General features: G+C 50.9%; 11 protein-coding genes, 2 tRNA genes and 3 rRNA genes. All 16 read right to left on the reverse strand.

All coding sequences use genetic code 11. From position 1 onward, the window contains the following. Window positions 1–77: 77 nt before the first annotated feature. Window positions 78–2,153 carry an elongation factor G gene (fusA, locus tag CVU77_09040; protein ID PKN00667.1) on the reverse strand — a complete coding sequence of 692 codons (2,076 nt, stop codon included), beginning with the start codon at window positions 2,151–2,153 and terminating at the stop codon, window positions 78–80. Window positions 2,154–2,217: 64 nt separating this feature from the next. Then, window positions 2,218–2,748, reverse strand: coding sequence for a hypothetical protein (locus tag CVU77_09045; GenBank protein PKN00668.1), 531 nt, complete (start codon window positions 2,746–2,748; stop codon window positions 2,218–2,220). Window positions 2,749–2,790: 42 nt separating this feature from the next. Further along, the gene (locus tag CVU77_09050; protein ID PKN00669.1) at window positions 2,791–3,273 is read right to left on the reverse strand and encodes a 30S ribosomal protein S7; all 483 of its coding nucleotides are present in this window, start codon (window positions 3,271–3,273) and stop codon (window positions 2,791–2,793) included. Between the two features lie 16 nt (window positions 3,274–3,289). Next, window positions 3,290–3,664 carry a 30S ribosomal protein S12 gene (locus CVU77_09055; GenBank protein PKN00670.1) on the reverse strand — a complete coding sequence of 125 codons (375 nt, stop codon included), beginning with the start codon at window positions 3,662–3,664 and terminating at the stop codon, window positions 3,290–3,292. Between the two features lie 24 nt (window positions 3,665–3,688). Beyond that, window positions 3,689–7,972 (reverse strand): DNA-directed RNA polymerase subunit beta', encoded by a 4,284-nt coding sequence (gene rpoC / locus CVU77_09060; protein PKN00671.1) that lies wholly within the window; start codon window positions 7,970–7,972, stop codon window positions 3,689–3,691. A 5-nt stretch (window positions 7,973–7,977) separates the two neighbouring features. Further along, window positions 7,978–11,715 carry a DNA-directed RNA polymerase subunit beta gene (rpoB, locus tag CVU77_09065; GenBank protein PKN00676.1) on the reverse strand — a complete coding sequence of 1,246 codons (3,738 nt, stop codon included), beginning with the start codon at window positions 11,713–11,715 and terminating at the stop codon, window positions 7,978–7,980. A 221-nt stretch (window positions 11,716–11,936) separates the two neighbouring features. Further along, window positions 11,937–12,332: a 50S ribosomal protein L7/L12 gene (locus tag CVU77_09070; GenBank protein ID PKN00672.1), complete on the reverse strand. Its 396-nt coding sequence runs from the start codon at window positions 12,330–12,332 to the stop codon at window positions 11,937–11,939. 73 nt (window positions 12,333–12,405) lie between these two features. Then, the gene (gene rplJ, locus CVU77_09075) at window positions 12,406–12,936 is read right to left on the reverse strand and encodes a 50S ribosomal protein L10 (GenBank protein PKN00673.1); all 531 of its coding nucleotides are present in this window, start codon (window positions 12,934–12,936) and stop codon (window positions 12,406–12,408) included. 911 nt (window positions 12,937–13,847) lie between these two features. After that, window positions 13,848–13,965, reverse strand: a 5S ribosomal RNA gene (rrf, locus tag CVU77_09080). 103 nt (window positions 13,966–14,068) lie between these two features. Then, window positions 14,069–17,024 (reverse strand): 23S ribosomal RNA (locus tag CVU77_09085). 170 nt (window positions 17,025–17,194) lie between these two features. Further along, window positions 17,195–17,270 (reverse strand) — tRNA-Ala (locus CVU77_09090). Between the two features lie 98 nt (window positions 17,271–17,368). Continuing rightward, a tRNA-Ile gene (locus CVU77_09095) sits at window positions 17,369–17,442 on the reverse strand. 116 nt (window positions 17,443–17,558) lie between these two features. Further along, window positions 17,559–19,033 (reverse strand): 16S ribosomal RNA (locus CVU77_09100). The 16S, 23S and 5S rRNA genes sit together here with 2 tRNA genes alongside, the layout of an rRNA operon. A 425-nt stretch (window positions 19,034–19,458) precedes the next feature. Continuing rightward, window positions 19,459–19,854 (reverse strand): 30S ribosomal protein S9, encoded by a 396-nt coding sequence (locus CVU77_09105; protein ID PKN00677.1) that lies wholly within the window; start codon window positions 19,852–19,854, stop codon window positions 19,459–19,461. Between the two features lie 2 nt (window positions 19,855–19,856). Then, window positions 19,857–20,282: a 50S ribosomal protein L13 gene (locus CVU77_09110; GenBank protein ID PKN00674.1), complete on the reverse strand. Its 426-nt coding sequence runs from the start codon at window positions 20,280–20,282 to the stop codon at window positions 19,857–19,859. Between the two features lie 190 nt (window positions 20,283–20,472). Further along, window positions 20,473–21,219 (reverse strand): hypothetical protein, encoded by a 747-nt coding sequence (locus CVU77_09115; GenBank protein PKN00675.1) that lies wholly within the window; start codon window positions 21,217–21,219, stop codon window positions 20,473–20,475. Window positions 21,220–22,460: the final 1,241 nt, after the last annotated feature.

Consider the following 22,460-nt stretch of genomic DNA (forward strand, 5'->3'; position numbering starts at 1 on the left):
TCCACGTGGCCTATCGTGCCTACGTTTACGTGAGGTTTGCTTCTGTCGAATTTAGCTTTTGCCATAAATGTTTCCTCCTAAACCGTTTTCTCCAATATTTTATCTGATATCTGCCGAGGGACTTCTTCGTATCCCGACGGCTCCATGTTGTAGCTTGCGCGTCCCTGAGAAAGCGAGCGCAGAGTCGTGGCGTAGCCGAACATTTCAGCCAGCGGAACTGTTCCGCGAATAAAATTCACCCGGCCTTTGGCTTCCATGGAGAATATCTTGCCCCTGCGGGCGTTGAGATCTCCTATTATTTCTCCCATATATTCTTCGGGAGTGATAACTTCTATTTTCATTATGGGTTCCAGCAAATAGGCGTCGCCCTTCCTCATTCCGGCCTTGAAAGCCATCGACGCGGCCATCTTGAAAGCCATTTCCGAGGAGTCCACTTCATGATAAGAGCCGTCGACGAGAGTTATTCTCAAATCGACCACGGGATATCCGGCAAGAACGCCTGTCTCTATGGCCTCTTTAAGACCTTTCTCAACGCCGGGGATATATTCTTTGGGAATGGATCCGCCACGGATTTTGTCGACGAACTCAAAGCCCTTCATACGTTCCAGCGGCTCCAGTTCCAGCACTACGTGACCGTACTGGCCGCGACCGCCGGACTGTTTGATGTATTTGCCTTCCTGCGAAACTTTCTTTTTAAGACCTTCGCGATAAGCCACCTGCGGCTTGCCGACAGTGGCCATTACGTTAAACTCTCTTTTCATTCTGTCAACCAGAATATCAAGGTGCAGTTCGCCCATACCCGCGATGATTGTCTGGCCGGTCTCATGGTCGACTTTTACCTTAAAAGTGGGATCTTCTTCGGCAAGGCGATTGAGGGCCGCGCCGAGTTTTTCCTCGTCGGCGTTGGTAGCCGGCTCTATGGCCACGGATATGACGGGTTCGGGGAAGACCATCGACTCAAGCGCTATGGGATTATCCTCATCGCACAAAGTGTCGCCGGTGTAAGTTTTTTTAAGTCCCACGACCGCGGCTATGTCTCCGGCGGTAATTTCCGGAACTTCTTCGCGCTTGTTGGCGTGCATAATGACCAGCCGCGCCACGCGCTCGGTATTTCCCGTGGCCGCGTTATGAACGTAGCTTCCGCTTTGGAGACGTCCGGAATAAACCCTGACGTAAGTAAGTTTGCCTATATAGGGATCACTCTGAATCTTGAAAGCGAGCGCGGCGAAATGCTCTTCGGGAACGAGTTTTCTTTCTATGACTTCTTCGGTGCCGGGGACCACGCCCTTAACCGGCGGAAGGTCAACCGGCGACGGCAGATAATCCACGACCGCGTCCAGCAATGGCTGTATGCCCTTGTTCTTGAATGAGGATCCGCAGAAAACCGGCACTATTTTGCCGGCGATGGTCGAGCGGCGCAAGGCCGTCTGTGTCTCTTCTACGGATATTTCGCCTCCGTCGAGAAACTTGCCCATTATTGTCTCGTCGTGATCCGAAAGCTGCTCCAGCATTTTTTCACGCTGAGCGGCCGCATCCTTGCGAAGTTCTTCGGGTATATCCAGCGTGTCGAACTTGGCGCCAAGTTCCTCATCGTGCCAAATCAACGCTTTCATGGCCACAAGATTGATTATGCCCTTAAAACCGCTTTCGGCTCCGATTGGAAGCGCCACCGGAACGGGATTGGCGTTGAGGCGTTTTTTTATCTGATCGACACAGGTGAAATAGTCGGCGCCTACCCTGTCCATTTTATTGACGAAAACAATTCGCGGAACGTCGTATTTGTCGGCCTGGCGCCACACGGTTTCCGATTGGGGTTCCACGCCGGAAACCGCGTCGAAAACGACGACGGCTCCGTCAAGAACGCGAAGTGAACGCTCAACCTCAATGGTAAAATCGACGTGGCCGGGCGTGTCTATTATATTAATGTGAGCGTCGCGCCACTGACATCTTGTGGCGGCCGACGTTATGGTAATTCCGCGTTCCTGTTCCTGTTCCATCCAGTCCATCGTGGCGGCGCCCTCGTGCACCTCGCCTATCCTGTAAATGCGGCCGGTGTAATAGAGTATGCGCTCGGTCGTCGTGGTCTTACCCGCGTCGATGTGGGCGATGATGCCTATATTGCGTAGTTTTGTAAGGTCTGATGTTGTCGACATTGTATCCTTATTTCAAGCGCGTCCAATGACTATAAGATTTACGAATTATGTTACTTTGAAACAATTAAATCCTTTCTTTTTCTGTGAAAGTAATGGTATTGAAAACTTGGTCTAATTCGATGAATTTAGCCCCTGAAAGTTTTTTTAATTTTGCAGATGCCTGAGACCAAAAATATATTTCCACATCCCATTTTTTCTTTAAGCATCGTTCCAATGTGGTAAGATAATCTTCATCGCCTGCCACCAGAGCAATAGTGCCTGGATTCTGATTATCATCCAAAGCATCTCTGATTGCGTTTATCATCTCAGCGTCACAGATTTTTTCCCGATTAGTAAAAAAACTTCTATCGAAAATTCTTGGCTCAATGCCCATTATTTTCAGTTTGTTCCATAAATTATCATTACTTGGTGGTCGGGAGCCAACTAAAACAGTTTCCATCAATTTACGTTCACCTTTTACAAAATCCAATAAATCACCATAATTGATTCGTAACCGCGGAATCAACAAATCATCGTAAAAATATTGATGCCTCGCCACTCTTTGCGCTTCAATAAAAATATTCGAACTGTCAATAAATAAATGTAAACCATTCATAAATGTCGCCCCTCAAACTTTTCGGTAAAAATCCTTATGCTCCTACCACCTGTAATGGGCGAACGCCTTATTGGCTTCCGCCATTTTATGGGTATCTTCGCGCTTTTTAAAAACTGAACCCTCTTTGCGCGACGCGCCAAGTATTTCTTCGGCGAGACGCGCGGCCATCGCCTTGCCTTTTTTCTGACGGGCGAACTCTATAAGCCATTTGATGACCAGTGTCACCGACCTTGTCTTGGGCACTTCCACCGGTATCTGAAAAGTCGCGCCGCCGACTCTGCGGGGACGGACCTCCACGAGCGGCCGGCAATTTTCCACCGCGCGATTGAAAACGTCGAGCGGATTTTCTTTGGATGCTTCTTTGACTATATTCATCGCGCCGTAAAATATTTTTTCGGCGGTTGTTTTTTTGCCGCGATAGTTCAGCTTGTTGATGAATCTGGTAATCGTAACCGAGCTGTAAATGTGGTCGGGTACGACTTCAAGATTCCGACGCTGTTTAGGTTTAAGTCCGCCTCTTACCATTTTTATTCTCCGTAATTTAGGCCTTCGGTCTCTTGGCGCCGTACTTCGAGCGCCCCTGCTTGCGTCCGTCGACTCCGGTGGAATCGAGCGTTCCTCTTATTATGTGATATCTGACACCCGGCAAATCTTTTATGCGTCCGCCGCGCACCAGCACCAGCGAATGTTCCTGCAAAGCATGCCCGACGCCCGGTATGTACGAAGTGACCTCTATGCCGCTTGTAAGTTTTACGCGGGCCACTTTTCTTAATGCCGAATTTGGTTTTTTGGGCGTGGTCGTATAAACTCTGGTGCACACGCCTCTTCTCTGCGGGGAAGATTTCAGCGCCGGCGACTTACTTTTGCTCGCCTGCGGCTCTCTGGGCTTTCTTATCAGTTGGGATACGGTCGGCATAAATTTTGCTCCGTGAAAATATTTTTAAAGTTTTACGAACCCGGTGCCCGCCGGAACCAAATGTCCGATGGAAACGTTTTCTTTGAGTCCCTTGAGATGATCTATCTGGCCGGTCGTGGCGGCTTCGGCCAGAACCTTGGTTGTCTCCTGGAACGATGCTGCCGAAATGAACGACTCCGACGCCAGAGACGCCTTTGTTATACCCAGAAGTATCGTCTGGGCCTGGGGCGACTTCTTTCCGGACTTTTCGAGTTTACGGACGACTTCGGCATACTGACGCTTGGTCGTTATTTCGCCTATTATAAACTCGCTGTCGCCGGGATCGGTTATGCGCACGTTGGAAAGCATCTGCCTTACTATAACTTCTATGTGCCGGTCGTTTATGGCTACGCCCTGCATTCTGTATATCTGTTGAATTTCATTGACGAGATACTCCTGCACTTCTTTTTCACTCTTGACTTTGAGCAAGTCGTGCGGGTTCACGGCTCCGTCGGTCAACGGTTCGCCGGCAAGAACTTTGTCGTTATTGTAAACGAGCGAGTGACGGCCGGAAGGTATCGAGTATTTTCTGCGGAACTTCGATATTTCGTCCTCCACTATAATTTCTTCGGTGGTCTGGTCGATGGTGACTTTGCCTTCTATCTCGGAAATCACCGCCGAGTTTTTGGGCTTGCGCGCCTCAAAGAGTTCTTCGATGCGGGGCAGACCGCCCGTGATGTCTTTAATTTTGATTGTTTCGTGCGGAATCTTGGCCAGAATATCGCCCTTCTGGACTTTGTCGCCGTTTGCAACCGCAAGGACGGTGTCAATAAGAAGAGGATACTCTATGTTGTCGGCCGCCGAGGTTGATATATTTATCCTCGGACGGAGCGCCCGCTGACCGGGGCTGGCCGTAACGGTTTTCTCGATGAGCCCGGTGAACTTGGATTTTTCCAGACGAAGCGTCACGCCTTCTTTAACGTCTTCAAGCTTAACGCGTCCGCTGAACTCTGCAATGATGGGCTTGTAATGCGGATCCCATTCCGCGAGTTTTTCGCCTTTGTCCACACTCGTGCCTTTTACGTATTTTACGTGGGCGCCGTACGGGATGGGGAAGGCCTCTTTTCTTCTGACTCCGCCGGCGGTAAGGGTGACCACCATTGTTGCGTCGCGGCTGATTACCACGTAATTTCCGGCCCGTTCCTCTTTAACGTATTTGAGGTTTTGATACTCTATTTCGCCGGCTTCGCCGGCTATAATTTCCGAGCGTTCGGAAATTTTGCTCGCCGCGCCGCCTACGTGGAATGTTCTGAGTGTAAGCTGAGTGCCGGGCTCGCCTATGGACTGCGCCGCTATTATGCCTATGGCGTCTCCGATTTCGCCTATTTTATTTGTGGCCAGATTTTTACCATAGCATTCGGCACAGATGCCGTGTTCGGATTCGCAAGTCAGCACGGAACGCACGCGAATTTTTTCGATTCCGGATTCGGCGATTTTTTTGGCTGTCGCGGGCGTAATCATCTCGCCGCGCGAGGCAATAACCTGCGCCGTGAAAAGATCCGTAACGTTTTCTACGGGATAACGCCCCGTGATTCTCTCTTCCATCGTCTCGATAACTTCTTCGCCGCCTTTAAGGTTGCCCAAGGCGATGCCTTTTATCGTTCCACAATCATCCTGCGTAACTACAAGCGAGTGCGCCACGTCGACGAGACGTCTTGTGAGGTATCCGGCCTCGGCGGTTTTAAGCGCCGTGTCCGAAAGACCTTTGCGTCCGCCGTGCGTCGATATGAAATACTCCACGACGCTTAAGCCCTCGCGGAAGTTCGATATAATGGGAGTTTCTATGATTTCACCGCCGGCGCCTTTTATTTTTCTTTGCGGGCGGGCCATCAGACCTCTTATGCCGGCGAGCTGCCTGACCTGCTGACGGTTGCCTCTGGCGCCCGACTCGGCCATAAGATACACCGAGTTGACGCGCGGCTGGTCGGGCGAATATTTCTCGTCGCCCAGTTTTTTCATATCGTCGAAAACTATGTCGGAAATGCGGTCGGTCGCCGTGCTCCAAACGTCCAGGGTCTTGGAATATCTTTCGCCTTCGGTTATAAGACCGGCCTGCGCCTGCGAAATAATGCTCTTTACTTTTTTCTGAGCTTCCTTGATTATTTCGTTCTTGCGGACGGGAACGGTCATATGGTCTATGGATATGGAAACGCCCGATATTGTGGCGAATCTGAATCCAAGTTTCTTGATTTCGTCAAGAACTCTTACTGTCTCGGCCATCCCGAAGCGCACATAGCAGTCGTCGAGAAGTTTCGATATGGCCTTTTTCGTCATTACTTTATTTACGTAACCGAATCCTTCGGGCAGTATTGAGTTGAATATTATTCTGCCGACGGCGGTATAATCCTTCCACGCCTGCGGATTTTTTGTCGACGTGGCCTCGGAAATATCGTTGATGCCTTCCACTTTGATTATCGCCTGAAGGTCTATTTTTTGACGCTGATAAAGCCCGATAACCTCGTCGGTCGAAGCAAAAATCATTCCCTCGCCGGGCACGCCTTTTTTGGCCATCGTAAGATACGCGCACCCCAGAATCATATCCTGGCTGGGCACGGCGATGGGACGCCCCGACGCCGGAGAAAAAATGTTGTTTGTCGCCATCATCAAAACGCGCGCTTCTATCTGCGCTTCGATGGACAAAGGAACGTGAACGGCCATCTGGTCGCCGTCGAAGTCGGCGTTAAACGCCGCGCAGGTCAAAGGATGAAGCTGAATGGCTTTGCCTTCTATAAGTTTGGGCTCAAAGGCCTGTATGCCCAAGCGGTGTAACGTCGGTGCGCGGTTCAAAAGCACCGGTCTGTCTTTTATAACGTTTTCAAGTATGCTCCACACCAGCGGATCGCCGGCTTCAAGCATCTTTCTGGACGCTTTCTGATGAACGTGTTTTTCTTTCAGCAATTCTCTTAAAACAAAGGGATGAAATAAACTGAGCGCCATCTGTTTGGGCAGACCGCACTGATTGAGTTTGAGGTCGGGGCCCACGACAATGACGGAACGTCCCGAATAATCCACGCGCTTGCCCAGAAGGTTCTGACGGAAACGGCCCTGCTTGCCGCGCAGCGCCTCTGAAAGTGATTTGAGCGGCCGGTTGTTGGCTCCGGCGACTATCGGATGCGGACGCGATTCGTTGTCGAACAACGCGTCGACGGCTTCCTGCAAAAGGCGCTTTTCGTTATTGATTATAACGGCGGGCGCGCGCAGCTGCATAGTATGTTTGAGACGATTATTACGGTTTATTATTCTGCGATAAAGATCGTTGAGGTCGCTGGAAGCGAAACGTCCGCCTTCCAGAGGAACAAGCGGCCTTAAATCGGGGGGAATCACGGGAAGGACGTTCATAACCATCCACTCGGGACGGATATTGGATCTCTTCAGGCCTTCAAGAACTCTGAGACGTTTTATGTGTCTGGAACGATCGGCTTCAGTCAGAAGATTGCCCGCTTTCTCTACGAGGTAATCCCTGCGCTCTTTTTTCTCTTTGCGTGATTTCAATTCGCGGAATATATTGGGGATTTTTCTTTTGGCGGCGGGATTGGCCCTGAAAAGTTCGACCAACTCTTCTTTACGCTTTTTCTCATTGTCGAGATCGTCCCACTTGAGCAGATATTCGTCTATCTCGTCGATTCTTACGCTTTTGAGTATCGCGCGTATGCCGTCAATTTCCTTGTCGAGATCTATTACTTCAAGAAGTTTGCGGACGGGGTCGGAACCGATGTCCGCTTTCAGACGCGAACCATAAATAGAATACAGTTCTTCGTACTCCGACGTGGATATAACTTCGCGCGCGGAGACGATTTTTTTGCCTTTTTCTTCGAGATCCTCAAGCACGACGTAGTGGGTAAAATAAACGACTTTTACCAGCGACTCCATCTTCATATTAAGGACAAGGCCTATTCTGGAAGGCGACTTCTTCAGAAACCAAATGTGACTGACGGGATAAGCAAGGTCTATGTGTCCGAATCTCTCGCGGCGATATTTTGATTCTATAACTTCCACGCCGCAACGGTCGCACACGACGCCTTTGTAGCGTATCGTTTTGTATTTGCCGCAATGACATTCAAGATTTCGCACCGGCCCGAATATTTTCTCGCAGAAAAGACCGTCGCGCTCCGGCTTAAAAGTGCGGTAATTGATGGTCTCGGGCTTCTTGACTTCCCCGTGCGACCACTCGTGTATCTGTTCCGGAGACGCCACGGAAAGCTTCATCGCGTCGAACTGGTTGAAATTGAGCACTGTCTTTTGTTTTTTCTTTGATTTTATGGGAAGCATGGTTATTATTTGGCCTCGGCCTTTTCGGTTGCCTTCGAAGGTTTGTCGCCTTTAGTCGCGTCTTTTTTATAGCTCAGCAAATCGACATTCACTCCCAGCGCTCTCATTTCCGAGACGAGCACTTTGAAAGATTCGGGCACGCCGGGTTTTATCGGCGGACGACCTTCCATAATCGCCTTGAACATCTTTTCGCGGCCTTCTTCGTCGTCGGATTTTATCGTCAGGAACTCCTGGAGCATGTGAGCGGCGCCATACGCCTCAAGCGCCCATACTTCCATTTCTCCCAAACGCTGTCCGCCCTGATGGGCCTTTCCGCCCAGGGGCTGCCTGGTCACCAGAGAATACGGGCCGGTGGAGCGGGCGTGCATCTTATCCTCGACAAGATGTATCAATTTTATTATATACATGTAACCGATGGTGACTTTTTCAAGGAACGGGTCGCCCGTGCGGCCGTCGTAAAGCGTTATGCGCAGATTCGCGTCGGGAAGATATTTGGCCGGAACGCCTTTTTTAATGAGGTCGTTTCTGACTTCTATAATTTCGTTCCTTACGTCTGCCTCGGTGGCGCCGCAGAATACCGGTGTCACCATGCGGGTCTGGCTCATATATCCGGCCCACCCGAGCATGGCCTCAAGCAACTGTCCCACATTCATTCGCGAGGGAATGGAGAGGGGCGAAAGAATAACGTCCACCGCCGTGCCGTCGGGCATGCGGGGCATATCCTCAAGCGGAACTATCTTTGAAATCACACCTTTGTTGCCGTGACGGCCGGCGAGTTTGTCTCCGACTTGCAGCCGGCGTTTCACGGCTACGTAAACTTTTACGACCTTGTTGACGGAAACACCCAAATCGTCGCCCTTTTTAAGATTTTCGCGTGACTTTTTATATTCGGCCTCTATACGGATCAAAAGTTCTTTCTCTATTTTGTCGATTTTCTTGGATTCTGTCTTCTTTGATTTTTTGCGGTACTCTTTCATCACTTCTTTGACGAAAGTCCGGCGCGCTTCGTGTTCCTGCTTTAAGAAATCGACCTGGGTTTCGTATTCTTTCTCGCTCATCTTTTCGCGACGGACAAAGAGGCGCGTGCCTATGACTTTGCCGGAAACTCCGGGCGGCACTTTGAGCGACGCGTCCTGCGTGGTCTCCGATTTCTGCCCGAACAGCGCCTTGATAAGCCGCTCTTCGGGGCCGACCTGCTGCTCGCCTTTGGGGGCGGTCTTGCCGACGAGGATATCTTCCTTTTCGACTTCCGCCCCTAATCTTATTATGCCGTTCTCGTCGAGCTGTTGAAGGTCTTCCGACGAAGGACCGGGTATGTCGCGCGTGATTTCCTCGGGAGCGCCTTTTGTTTCGCGCGCCTCGCAGGTATACTCCTGAATATGTATCGACGTAAGCGTATCTTCGCGGACGAGTTTCTCGGAAACTATTATGGCGTCCTCAAAGTTATAACCGTCCCACGGCATAAACGCAACCAGAAGATTTTTACCCAGAGCAAGTTGCCCCTCGGCGGTTGACATTCCGTCGGCCAAAACCTCGCCTGCGCGAATGCGGTCGCCCAGAGACACCAGCGGTATCTGGTTTATGCAAGTATCCTGGTTGGTGCGCTTATATTTTCTCAGTATGTATTCGTCGGATTCTTTCTCGTCGGTATAAATTATGATTCTCTCGGCGTCAACCCACACGACTTCGCCGGCGTTTTTGGCTATTACCATTACGCCTGAATCGCGCGCGACTTTTTCGTCTATGCCCGTGACCACCAGAGGCGCTTCCGTGGTCAGAAGAGGCACCGCCTGACGCTGCATGTTCGAGCCCATTAGGGCGCGGTTGGCGTCGTCGTGTTCCAGAAAAGGTATCAACCCGGCCGATACCGAAACAACCTGAAGAGGCGATACGTCGATGTAATCTATTTTATCGGGCGACACTTCGGGATAATCGTCGAAACGGCGGGTGATTATCTGCTGGTTGACAAGCTTGCCGTTTTTATCGGTGGGCTCGGTGGCCTGCGCGACGTAAAATTCGTCCTCGGCGTCGGCAGTAAGATACTTTATAGTGTCGGTTATGCGCCCTTTTTCGATCTTTCTGTACGGTGTTTCGAGCAAGCCATAATCGTTTACCCGCGAATACGCGGACAAAGAAACTATAAGACCTATATTCTCGCCTTCGGGAGTTTCTATCGGACAGATACGTCCGTAATGTGTATGATGAACGTCGCGCACCTCGAAACCGGCGCGTTTACGGTTCAAACCGCCGGGGCCCAGCGCGGAAAGACGTCGCTTGTTGGTAATCTCGGCCAACGGATTCGTCTGCTCCAAAAACTGCGAGAGCTGCCCGGTGGCGAAAAACTTTCTTATGTTGTTGGTAAACGGAACGGTATTAATCAGCGAGCGGGGAGTCATCTGGGATTTGTCTTTGGTGTTCAGATGCTCCTTGATATAACGCGCCATCTGTATCAGGCCGACTCTTATCTGATTTTCAAGCAACTCTCCCACGGGGCGGACTCTTCTGTTGCCCAGATGGTCGATATCGTCGGTGACTCCGGATATCTGGTTGGAAAGATTCATCAGATACTTAATCGCCGCGACTATGTCTTCTTTGGTAAGCGTGCGCCTGTCTTCCGAGGGAACCTTGAAATCCTTGGAATTCTTTTTCAGTTCTTCGAATATAGCCGAGAGTTTCTTGTTGATTTTATAACGTCCGACGCGAGTGAGGTCGTACCTGCGGGGCTTATCGCCGAATATCAAATCGTCGAGATATTTTTCGACGTGAGAGGGGACTATAAAGTCCTGGCTCTTCATTATTTTATATATGTAGTTAAGAGCTGTTTTTTTGTCTTTTGTGGGATCTTTTTTGAGAGTGAGTATGAAGGCGGGATTTCTGTGGACGAAAACGGATTTTATTTTATGCGCCTTGAAATTATCGAGTGTCTCTTTCCTGATGGAAAGGCGGTCCAGATTGGATCCTTCGCGCAATATCTCGGCCGCGTCCAAAAGCACTTCGCCGGTGGACGTATCCACCACGCTGCGGGAAAGAAACTTGCCCATTAAAACATCATCGTCGGCCTCGCCTAATCTGAGCTCTTCGTCGTCCTTGAAAAGATTGAGTGTTTCCTGGTTATTTTCGTATCCGAGAGCTCTCAGGAATATCGTGGCGAGCACCCTTTTGCGACGCTCGAGTTTAATGTAGAGAATATTATTTTGGTCGAACTCGACTTCAATCCACGCGCCGCGATACGGGATTATACGCCCGACATACATGGGCTTTCCGTATATGGATATCTTCTGTTCTTCGTCTTCCTCGAAAACTATTCCGGGCGAACGATGGATCTGGCTTACAACGACGCGCTCGTCCCCGTTTATCACGAAAGACGCAGTGTCGGTCATCAGAGGAAGATCGCCGAGATAAACTTCCTGTTCGGCTTTTTCCTTTATTCTGGCGCCGTCAACGGTCGTCAGACGGAACTTGGCGTAGAGAGGAGCGGCATAGGTCATGTCGCGCTCTTTGGCCTCGTCGGGAGTAACTTTGGGTTCTTTGAGTTCGTAGGATACGTAGTCAAGCCGGAGGGTGCCGTCGGCGTTCTCGATGGGAAATATTTCGTGGAATATCGCCGACAGGCCGCGAATGGCCCGGGACGACGAACCATCTTTTTCTATAAACCGGTCAAACGACTTTCTCTGAATTTCAAGAAGGGGCGGAATCTCGAGTATTGATTTGATCTTTGCGAAACTTTTCTTTTTAAGTTTCATGTTTTTTTGTCTATTTGTCCTTAAAAATTCCCGCTTGTTTCCCTGCCTGTCCCGTATCATTTCAGCGACTTTATAGCGGGCGCATTGCCATGCGCCGCAATTTGCCGTAACTGCGGGTCGTGTCCCGCCTCTTTGTGGCGGGATAGCAATCCCGCCCGCGTAAAAATCCAAGGAAAATGACCTCGGAGTTCGAGGGGAAACAAATAAAAATAAAGAAAAACTTACTTTAATTCGACGGTAGCGCCGGCTTCGGTCAGTTTTTTCTTAAGTTCTTCGGCCTGCTCTTTGTTCACGCCTTCTTTGACGGCCTTGGGAGCGGCTTCCACGAGATCTTTGGCCTCTTTGAGACCCAGACCAGTGATTTCTCTGACCACTTTTATGACCTGAATTTTGTTGGCTCCGGCAGCCGCCAGTACCACGTTGAATTCGGTCTTCTCTTCCTGTGCAGCAGCGCCGGTGGCGCCGGCAGCGGCGCCGGCAGCAGGAGCCGCGGCGAAAGAAGCAGCCGAGATGCCGAATTTCTCTTCCAAAGCTTTCACAAGCTCCGCAAGATCGAGCACAGTCATTTTGGATATGGCTTCGACCATTGCGTCTTTTCCGTTAAGATTACCGCTCATCTTGTTACCTCCGGTACAATTTTCCTTATGATTTTTTCAAGAACGCCCGGTCATTAAAACCGCGGCAGAATATTTATTTTGACAATGATTTCTGATGCAACACAAGAACAAAATTCCTGACGGGGGCGTTAAGTATCCCCAGAAGACCCGATACGGGGCTGCGCAGGACACCCGCCAACTGGGCAAGCAACACTTCGCGCGTCGGCAGTTGAGAATAGGCCGTAACTTCTTTGTCCGTGATGAGCTTTCCGTCGGCAACCGCGAAACGCAGTTTGATTTTCTGATTGCTTTTTGCAAAATCCGTTATGGCCTTGGACGCGGAAATAATATCCGTGGACCACAAAACCGCAAGAGGTCCCTTCAATTCCGCCGCGCAAGAGGCCGCGGGGCTTTTTGTTTTGGTAAGCGCCTGAGTGAGGAGATTGTTTTTGACGACTTCAAACTCGGGAGCCGAAGCCGACGAAGCCGTGCCTATTTTGAGGCGAAGGTTATCGAAATCAGCCACGGTCATACCATGATATTCGGCGAATATCATCATGGGATACTTCGCAAGCTTTTCGGACAATTCGGCGATAATTTTTGATTTCTGCTCTTTAGTTTTCATTTTTTTATTCCGTTAAAAGCCCACCGAGATTCCGATGGCTGCATATCTGACCGGCGCAAGTCCCGCTTCCACAAACAGCGACTCTTCCGGTCGAAAATTGATTTTAAGCCCGGCCGACAACGACGCCCTGTCGCGCATACCCGAGATTTTTTCGAAGACCGCGCGGTCGGCAAGCTCCGAATATATTCTGGCAACCTTAACGGACGTCCACGTCTCGTAAATGTCGCTCTTTTTGGAAAATGTCGCCGCGACCGAATATTCCGCAGTGGTGAACACCGCGTTAACGGACGACACTACGCCGTCGGCCTTCATGCTTTCCAACCTGGCGCGCGAAAAATCGGCCGAGTACGCTATCGTCACCGCCGGAGTAACCAAAGTCCCGGGCTGAACGACTTTCCTGAGCCCGAATCCTACGGCAGAGCTGTCTCCGCTTAAAACATTTTCACCGGATACCGTGGCCACGCCTAATTCCTGCGTGCCGGTAAATCCGGAAAAAACAAAATCCATCGCATCGGAAGGATTATAAACCGCCTGAGCGCCGACACCCGCCGTCCTGCGTGTAACTTCAAAAATCGTCTCGGACAAACTTTCATATTTGATGCCGCCGACATCAATCCGGTTTGCGCGAGTCGCCGTCAGCGAAAGTTCGTCGCCGCCGCTTGCGGCCCATACTCCGAGATTAACGCTTTTGGCCGATATCTGCGCCGGCGGAGAAAATATCCTCGATGCGGCAAACGCCGTTCGTACGGATAATGAAAAAATCGCGGCCGCGACGGCCGCGAATAACACAGCTGCGTTTGTTGCTTTCATATTTTGCCCGAAGTAAAACGCGGGGTAGCGCCCGTAAAATCCGGACGATATTCCCGGCGGGTATTCCCTCTCGGATTTCTCCGCTCTTCCGGCGGCACAATTCCCGGCGCCGACCTACTCTTGCCGTCCCTCTAGGAGACAACTACCATCGGCGCTGATGGGCTTAACTTCCGTGTTCGGAATGGGAACGGGTGTTGCCCCATCGCAGTAGACACCGGGAATTCTGCCGCCGTACTAAGCGGACTTCAACTGGAAGGTTTCCCTACAAGATATTGCAAAGGCGGCAATCCAAACAGCTACAAATTGAACCGGATTAAATGATGCGGTCAAGTCGAACGGACTATTAGTACGGGTTAGCTGCGACCGTTACCGGCCTTACACCTCCCGCCTATCAACCCGGTAGTATTCCGGGGTCCTTCAGGGAAATCTTATCTCGAGGCGAGTTTCTCGCTTAGATGCTTTCAGCGATTATCTCATCCGCACATGGCTACCCGACTAATGCCGCTGGCGCGACAGCCGGAACACCAGAGGTGCGTTCATCCCGGTCCTCTCGTACTAGGGACGACTCCTCTCAAATTTCCTACGCCCACGGTAGATAGAGACCGTACTGTCTCACGACGTACTGAACCCAGCTCACGTACCCCTTTAATTGGCGAACAGCCAAACCCTTGGGACCTGCTCCAGCCCCAGGATGGGATGAGCCGACATCGAGGTGCCAAACTCCGTCGTCGATATGGACTCTCGGACGGAATAAGCCTGTTATCCCCGGGGTAGCTTTTATTCGTTGAGCGATGCCGCTTCCATTCGCCGGCACCGGATCACTAGGTCCTGCTTTCGCACCTGCTTGGCTTGTTTGCCTCGCAGTTAAGCTCCTTTGTGCCCTTGCACTCTTTAAGGCCATTACTATTGGCCCTGAAGGAACCTTTGAACGCCTCCGTTACTCTTTAGGAGGCAACCGCCCCAGTTAAACTGCCCACCTAACCATGTCCCCGGCGTTGTGCGCCGAGTTAGAACCGCAGTGTTGAAAGGGTGGTATTTCACTGATCCCTCCGCCCCGACCGAAATCGGGGCATCAACGGGTCCCACCTATGCTACGCATCCAAAACCGTAATTCAAGATTAAGCTACAGTAAAGCTCCACGGGGTCTTTTCGTCTTACCGCAGGCAACCTGCGTCTTCACAGGTACCACAATTTCGCCGAGTCTCCTATTGAGACAGCGCTCTCTTTGTTACGCCATTCGTGCAGGTCGGAACTTACCCGACAAGGAATTTCGCTACCTTAGGACCGTTATAGTTACGGCCGCCGTCCCTTTGACCTTCCGGCACCGGGCAGGCGTCAGACCCTATACTTCATCTTGCGATTTCAGCAGAGTCCTGTGTTTTTGTTAAACAGTCACGAGAGCCACTTTACTGAGACCCATCTTGCGATGGGCACCCCTTCTTCCGAAGTTACGGGGCTATTTTGCCTAGTTCCTTAATAGGAGTTATCTCGCGCGCCTTAGCATATTATGCCAACCTACGTGTGTCCGTTTACGGTACGAGCGCGACGATGACTCAACGCGAGGGTTTTCTTGGCAGTGTGGTTGAACCGCTTCGCCCGTCTTGCGACGGACTCGTGCTCGAGCTTCGGGTTGACGCCGCGCGGATTTTCCTGCGCGGCAACCGTACACTCTTGAACCAAGTATTCCAACACTTGGCCGGTATACCCTCCTGCGTCACCTCTCGTTTGATAACGTCATCGACGCGGTTCCGGAATATTAACCGGATACCCTTCGACTACGCCTTTCGGCCTCGCCTTAGGATCGACTTACCCTGAGCAGACGAACTTTACTCAAGGAACCCTTAGGTTTACGGCGACAAGGATTCTCACCTTGTTTATCGCTACTTATTCCGACATCCTCACTTCTTACCGCTCCAGCGCTCCTTTCGGTACGCCTTCAATGCAGTAAGAACGCTTCCCTACCACGTCACTGCGATCTCTCGCAATGACATCCGCAATTTCGGTACCAAGCTTGAGCCCCGGGAATCTTAGGCGCGGAATCACTCGACTAGTGAGCTGTTACGCACTCTTTAAAGGATGGCTGCTTCTAAGCCAACCTCCTAGGTGTCTGAGTAACTCTACATCCTTTTCCACTTAGCTTGGATTTTGGGACCTTAATTGGCGGTCTGGGCTGTTCCCCTTTCGCACGTGAAGCTTATCCCTCACGAACTGACTCCAATAATATTCCCGCCGGTATTCGGAGTTTGGTTAAATTCGGAATCCGGGTTACGGACCCTACATTATCCAGTGCTCTACCCCCGACGGTTAAACTATCAGGCTAGCCCTAAAGCTATTTCGGGAAGAACCAGCTATCACCAAGTTCGATTGGCCTTTCACCCCTATCCCCAGCTCATGCAGAACCTTTTCAACGGTTAACGCTTCGAGCCTCCCTCCGAGATTAATCGGAGTTCACTCTGTCCAGGGATAGATCACTTGGCTTCGGGTCTGCCGACACAAACTTAATCGCCCTATTAGGACTCGCTTTCGCTATGGATCCGCACCCCGCTTTTGACGGGGCGCTTATCCGTGCTTGTGTCGAGCAACTCGCCGGATCATTCTTCAACAGGCACACCGTCACCCGTTACCAAGAGTAAACTCTTGGTCATAGGGCTTCGATTGCTTGTAAGTATATGGTTTCAGGTTCTTTTCACTCCCCTTCCGGGGTTCTTTTCGCCTTTCCCTCGCGGTACTGGTTCACTATCGGTCCGGGACTCATGTTTAGCCTTGGATGATGGTCCACCCGAATTCACACGGGATTACACGTGTCCCGCGTTACTTAGGAGACGCATCCGGAAAGCCGGCACTCTTTCGCCTACGGGACTATCACCCGCTATGGTTTCCCATTCCAGAAAATTCGGCTAAAGTGTCAGTTTTTTACTTTCCGCCCCGTCCATACACGGAGCCGACGCGTTCCTGTAACACCCCGAGAGCAACGAATATGGTCTTGACACTCTTGAGGTTTTGGCTGTTCCGCTTTCGCTCGCCGCTACTTACGGAATCTCTTGATTGATTTCTTTTCCTCCGGGTACTGAGATGTTTCACTTCCCCGGGTTGTCTTCCCGACTTTTGAGATCGGGATGTTGCGGGTTGTCCCCGCAACGGGTTTCCCCATTCGGAAATCGCCGGATCAAAGGTTGTTTGCACCTCCCCGACGCTTATCGCAGCTTACCACGTCCTTCTTCAACGGTCCCGGCCTAGGCATCCGCCATATACTTGTAATAGCTTGACCGCATCATTTAATCCTTCCCGGCCTTAGACATTTTTAACTATCCTCGGCAGGAAAATTAACGATGCTTCATTTAATACTTGGCATTTGTGGCTTGTTGTGGATTGCCTTTGCCTTACTTCTTGTAGGAGTTATCAAAGAACTCTTCCGTGGCGCGATTACTGACGCCGGAAAAATTTTATTTGGTGGAGATAGAGGGATTTGAACCCTCGACCTCCCCGTTGCAAACGGGGCGCTCTCCCAGCTGAGCTATATCCCCTAAATTTCAGGGATTATATCGTTATATTGATAGGATGCGAAACGAAACGTCTATCTTTATAATTCCCGATATTTCGAGAGCCCACCTGCTGTCTTGAATGGGCCTCGTTGGAATCGAACCAACCACCTCACCCTTATCAGGGGTGCGCTCTAACCAACTGAGCTAGAGGCCCGTGATTGGACTTTTCGCAGACGGCGGGCTGAGACGAAAAACTTAAAAGACATATATGGACAAGCACCATACGAAGGGCCATATCGACCGGCTTTTACACCGATCGATCATCTCCTTGAAAGGAGGTGATCCAGCCGCACCTTCCGGTACGGCTACCTTGTTACGACTTCACCCCAATCACCGACCATAACTTGGGTCCACCGAAGGTGGAACTTCTGTTACAGCCGACTTTCGTGGTGTGACGGGCGGTGTGTACAAGGCCCGGGAACGTATTCACCGCGACCTGCTGATTCGCGATTACTAGCGATTCCAACTTCACGAGGGCGAGTTGCAGCCCTCGATCTGAACTGGGGACGCTTTTCAGGGATTAGCTCCTCCTTGCGGAGTGGCAACCCGTTGTAGCGCCCATTGTAGCACGTGTGTGGCCCCGGACATAAAGGCCATGATGACTTGACGTCGTCCCCACCTTCCTCCACGTTATCCGCGGCAGTCTGAATTGAGTTCCCATGCATGACACATGGGCAACAATTCACAGGGGTTGCGCTCGTTGCGGGACTTAACCCAACACCTCACGGCACGAGCTGACGACAGCCATGCAGCACCTCTTTCGGCTCCCTTGCGGGTCATCCAATCTTTCGATCGTTTTACCACCGAGAGTTCAAGCCCGGGTAAGGTTCTTCGCGTTGCGTCGAATTAAACCACATGCTCCACCGCTTGTGCGGGCCCCCGTCAATTCCTTTCGTTAGCGTCGTCGCGGAAGGGGTTGATACCACCCACAACTAGTCCTCATCGTTTACAGCTAGGACTACCAGGGTATCTAATCCTGTTTGCTACCCTAGCTTTCGCATCTTAGCGTCAGTAATGGTCCAGTAACTTGCTTTCGCCATTGGTGTTCCTCCCGATATCTACGCATTTCACCGCTACACCGGGAATTCCAGTTACCTCTCCCATACTCAAGCCCGGAAGTATCCGTCGACGTTTTCCCGTTGAACGGGAGAATTTCACAACGGACTTTCCGGACCGCCTACATGCGCTTTACACCTAGTAAATCCGAGTAACATTAGCCACCTACGTCTTACCGCGGCTGCTGGCACGTAGTTAGCCGTGACTTATTCGTCAGGTACAATCATTTATTTTTTCCCTAACAAAAGGAGTTTACAATCCGAAGACCTTCATCCTCCACGCGGCGTCGCTGCGTCAGGCTTTCGCCCATTGCGCAAGATTCCCCACTGCTGCCTCCCGTAGGAGTCTGGACCGTGTCTCAGTTCCAGTGTGGCTGACCATCCTTTCAGACCAGCTACCCGTCATAGCCTTGGTGGGCCGTTACCTCACCAACTAGCTGATAGGACACAAACTTCTCCTTGAGCCCCTTGCGGGTTTGATCACGAAAACTTCCGTAAACGTGATGTTATGCGGTATTAACCCCGGTTTCCCGGGACTATTCCACACTCGAGGGTAAATTGTCTGTGCATTACTCACCCGTTTGCCGCTAGAACATTTATTGATGTAATCTCAAAATGTTCCCGCTCGACTTGCATGTGTTAGGCACGCCGCCAATGTTCACTCTGAGCCAGGATCAAACTCTCCAAAAATAATCAGGGACGGGTTTCATACGGAATTGCTTCCGTTATAAAACCGCTAACCCTTAAAATTTGGAGATTTTTGATGTCTCAAAAGAATGCTTCTCCTCGTTTCGGACGCCGACCGTTAAAGCCGGACACCCTGACGAGAGGGGTTGCATTCGAATACACCTTACTTCGACTCTTCGTTGGTGCTTGCCGATATATGTCTTTTTAAGTTTTCAAAGAGCGTTACGGCATAATCGCCGAAAAAATCGCTGTGCGTCCGTTAAAAGAACTTCCTAAAAAACAAAATTGGTAAAAAACATCCCTGGTCCCCCACTTTTTGACGTTTCATCTAAGTGGTGCGAAACGTAGTATTTACAGGATGTTGACGGCTATTGTACTAAATTAGAAAGGGCCTTGTCAATAGGTGCGAAAAAAATATTTTGCGAGGATTAACGCTTGGAGAATTGGAAGCGTTTGCGCGCCTTGGGTCTGCCGGGTTTTTTGCGCTCGACCATTCTGGCGTCCCGAGTGAGAAGTCCGGCTTTTTTGATCGTCGGCTTAAAATTCTCGTCGACTTTTACGAGGGCGCGGGCAATGGCGTGGCACACGGCGCCGGCCTGTCCGGTGAGTCCGCCGCCGTTGACAACAATGACGACATCGAATTTATCCGGAGCATCAATTACCTTGAAAGGTTTGTGGCAGGTGTCTATGTGGCGCGAGTGTCCGCCGAAATATTGCTCGATTGTTTTTCCGTTTATTATTATTTTGCCGGTGCCCTTTTCTATGGAGCAGGCCGCGACGGCATTTTTTCTGCTTCCGGCTGATTTAATTTTTGCGGTTGCGATACTCAATTTGATTCTCCTTTTATCTGCGCCTCGTGGGGATGCTCGGAGCCCGGATAAATTTTTACGCGGGTCAGCATGCGATCGCCGAGTTTGTTTTTGGGCAACATTCCCTTGACAGCAAGACGCACGGCCTCGGTAGGTTTCTCGATCATAAGTTTTTTGTACGGGGTATATTTGGCGCCGCCGAGGTAACCTGAATGTGTGAATTTTATTTTTTGGTCGAGTTTTTTGCCGGTCAGTTTAATGTCGGCTGCGTTGATCAATACTACACAGTCGCCGTTTTGTATGGAGGGGGTGTATCCCACTTTGTTCTTACCTATAAGTATGCCCGCGACTTCTGTGGCAAGGCGACCCAAAACCTTGTTTTTTGCGTCGATGAGATGCCACTTGGGCTTGACGTCGATTTGTTTAAGAAGCGTCGTTTTCATAGTCGTTGTCCTTAAAAATACGTACGGAGCGAATTTTTAGAGGGGAGTATTCTACTTTTTTTGGGAGGGGTTGTCAAATGGCAGGGCGAAAAGAAAAGACGTGAAGCGGGAAACGTAAAGGGTGAAGAGTAGTTTTCTTTTGACCCTTCACGCTTCACGTCTTTTACAGCGACGGGCAGAATGTGCCGGCTTACTGCGAAACGTTTATATCGTCGATATAAAACTTCGCGCCTGGCGAAGTAGAAAATCCCTCGGTGCGAAGTGTGAGCGTAGCGTTTTGCGAGGGAGTTCCGGCGTTTATCGTCAAGAGTTCCCATGCGTTCTCGGCGGATGACGTCGCCGATATGCTCGTCGGTGAAATGCCTTTTCCTGAAAGCGTGAGTTTCGGTTTCGTCGCAGAGCCGCCGTATTCGGTGTTGTAACGGATGTAGGCGGTGATGATTAGCGCGGAGCCTGATTTTACGGGGACTTCCCATTCCCAGACGGCATCTCCGACGAATCCGAAGGCGTTGGCGCCGGTTCGTGTCGGCTGGCTTTGGGCGGATTTTGATTGGAACGCGCCGGGCTTCGTGCGCCAGGAAATTATCGCAGAATTAGATGAACCCGCCGTGTTATACGCCTGAATGTAACGGGAGTATTCTTTGTTGCGCTTCAGACCGGTTTCGATCCAAAAAGTTGTGTCTGCTGTGCGCGTTGTGAGCAATCCGCCCGTCGAAGAATAAACTCTGAACTCGTCTTCCTGATAGTTGCCCGATGAGTTATCCTGCCAAGACCAAGTAATTTTATCGGATGAGTTCGACAATGCGGATGTTATAACCGACGCATTCGGCACGATGGCGGGCGCGAAAAAATTATCTATGTAAAAAGTATTTGAGGCGTCGGCGTTTACTATCTCGATTATTATTCTCTCTATCGCGTCTTTGTTCGCGTTGCTCACGGCTGAGATGTCCCAATCCACCGTCTGATTCCGCCGGAATCTCTGATGCCGATTTTAATGTTGCTTCCGGTTCTTGTGGAGCGGATGTCAAACTTGATTTGTGTGTAGTTGGTGAGGTTTATCGTCGGAGAAACTGTTCTGGTGAGGGTTTTGTTGAGGGAGGTGGTTACGGGCGCGGATGATTTTATTGCGTAAGAATCTTGGGTTTTTATGCTCGGTTCGGAGTATGCTATGAATGGTGCATATCTTACTATGACGATGCCGGAGCCGCCATTGCCGCCTTCACTACGTGAGCCACCGGCATTTCCATTTCCGCCGCCACCGCCACCGGTGTTTGCTACACCATTACCTGCTTTAGCAGTAGAAGCAACTAAACCACTTCCACCGCCGCCATTAGCACCAGAACCAGCGGAACCACCGGCATCATGTTTACCACCGCCACCGCCGCCAGCAAACCAGCCAGAGGGAGAACCAGCGTGCGTAAACTGAGCATAGTAAACACCCGCACCACCGTTGCCAGCAGTATTAGCATCTACATAGTTGCTGCCAGCGGCACCGGCACCGCCACCTCCGCCAGTTGGCCATGGATTAGTGTTGTATCCAATGCCGCCGTTATTACCTTGCCCACTTGTGCCAAGACCTTGTACAGAGTGGCTTGGTCCGCTATTACCGCCGCCAGATCCGCCATCAACCCACCCACTGGTGTTGTTATATGTATGAGATGCCCCCATACCACCACCAAGGGCAACTGTTAATCCAGAAAAAGAGGAATTGCCACCCTTTGAACCATTTGGCATACCGGTATAACCACCGGGGTTAAGAGAACCAGTACCACCAACACCGACAACTACAGAATATGCGCCTGTAGTTACAGCGAAACTATTCGAGTAAACTATCCCACCAGCACCGCCGCCGCCGCCAACCCAAGAACCACCACCGCCACCCCCCGCAACCACAAGCACTTCAATATTTCCACTACCGGCAGTAACTGTAAAAGTTCCGTTGCCCGTGAAAGTATGGATGCGGTAACCGCCGACTTCGGTTATTGTTCCGCCGGTGGCTGTAACTGAAGAATTGCTTACATAAGCGGCCTGCGCGGCGGCGGTGGTTGTGTATTCCATATAATCGAGTTCGAGAGGAGCGGCCAAAAGACGGGAAGCGAGAAGGGTGAAGAGTAAAGAGAAAAAGACAAGGACGGCGACGCGACGGAGGACGAAACCGCTATTGTCATTGCGAGCCCC

It is taken from the genome of Elusimicrobia bacterium HGW-Elusimicrobia-1 (genome assembly GCA_002841695.1).
Classification (GTDB): domain Bacteria; phylum Elusimicrobiota; class Endomicrobiia; order PHAN01; family PHAN01; genus PHAN01.

What these genes read in the sequence shown, in the direction of transcription:
- rpoB (PKN00676.1), bottom strand. Translation starts at nt 11,715, where the DNA reads ATGAAACTTAAAAAGAAAAGTTTCGCAAAGATCAAATCAATACTCGAG.
- rpoC (PKN00671.1), bottom strand. Translation starts at nt 7,972, where the DNA reads ATGCTTCCCATAAAATCAAAGAAAAAACAAAAGACAGTGCTCAATTTC.
- fusA (PKN00667.1), bottom strand. Translation starts at nt 2,153, where the DNA reads ATGTCGACAACATCAGACCTTACAAAACTACGCAATATAGGCATCATC.
- CVU77_09070 (PKN00672.1), bottom strand. Translation starts at nt 12,332, where the DNA reads ATGAGCGGTAATCTTAACGGAAAAGACGCAATGGTCGAAGCCATATCC.
- rplJ (PKN00673.1), bottom strand. Translation starts at nt 12,936, where the DNA reads ATGAAAACTAAAGAGCAGAAATCAAAAATTATCGCCGAATTGTCCGAA.
- CVU77_09045 (PKN00668.1), bottom strand. Translation starts at nt 2,748, where the DNA reads ATGAATGGTTTACATTTATTTATTGACAGTTCGAATATTTTTATTGAA.
- CVU77_09055 (PKN00670.1), bottom strand. Translation starts at nt 3,664, where the DNA reads ATGCCGACCGTATCCCAACTGATAAGAAAGCCCAGAGAGCCGCAGGCG.
- CVU77_09050 (PKN00669.1), bottom strand. Translation starts at nt 3,273, where the DNA reads ATGGTAAGAGGCGGACTTAAACCTAAACAGCGTCGGAATCTTGAAGTC.
- CVU77_09110 (PKN00674.1), bottom strand. Translation starts at nt 20,282, where the DNA reads ATGAAAACGACGCTTCTTAAACAAATCGACGTCAAGCCCAAGTGGCAT.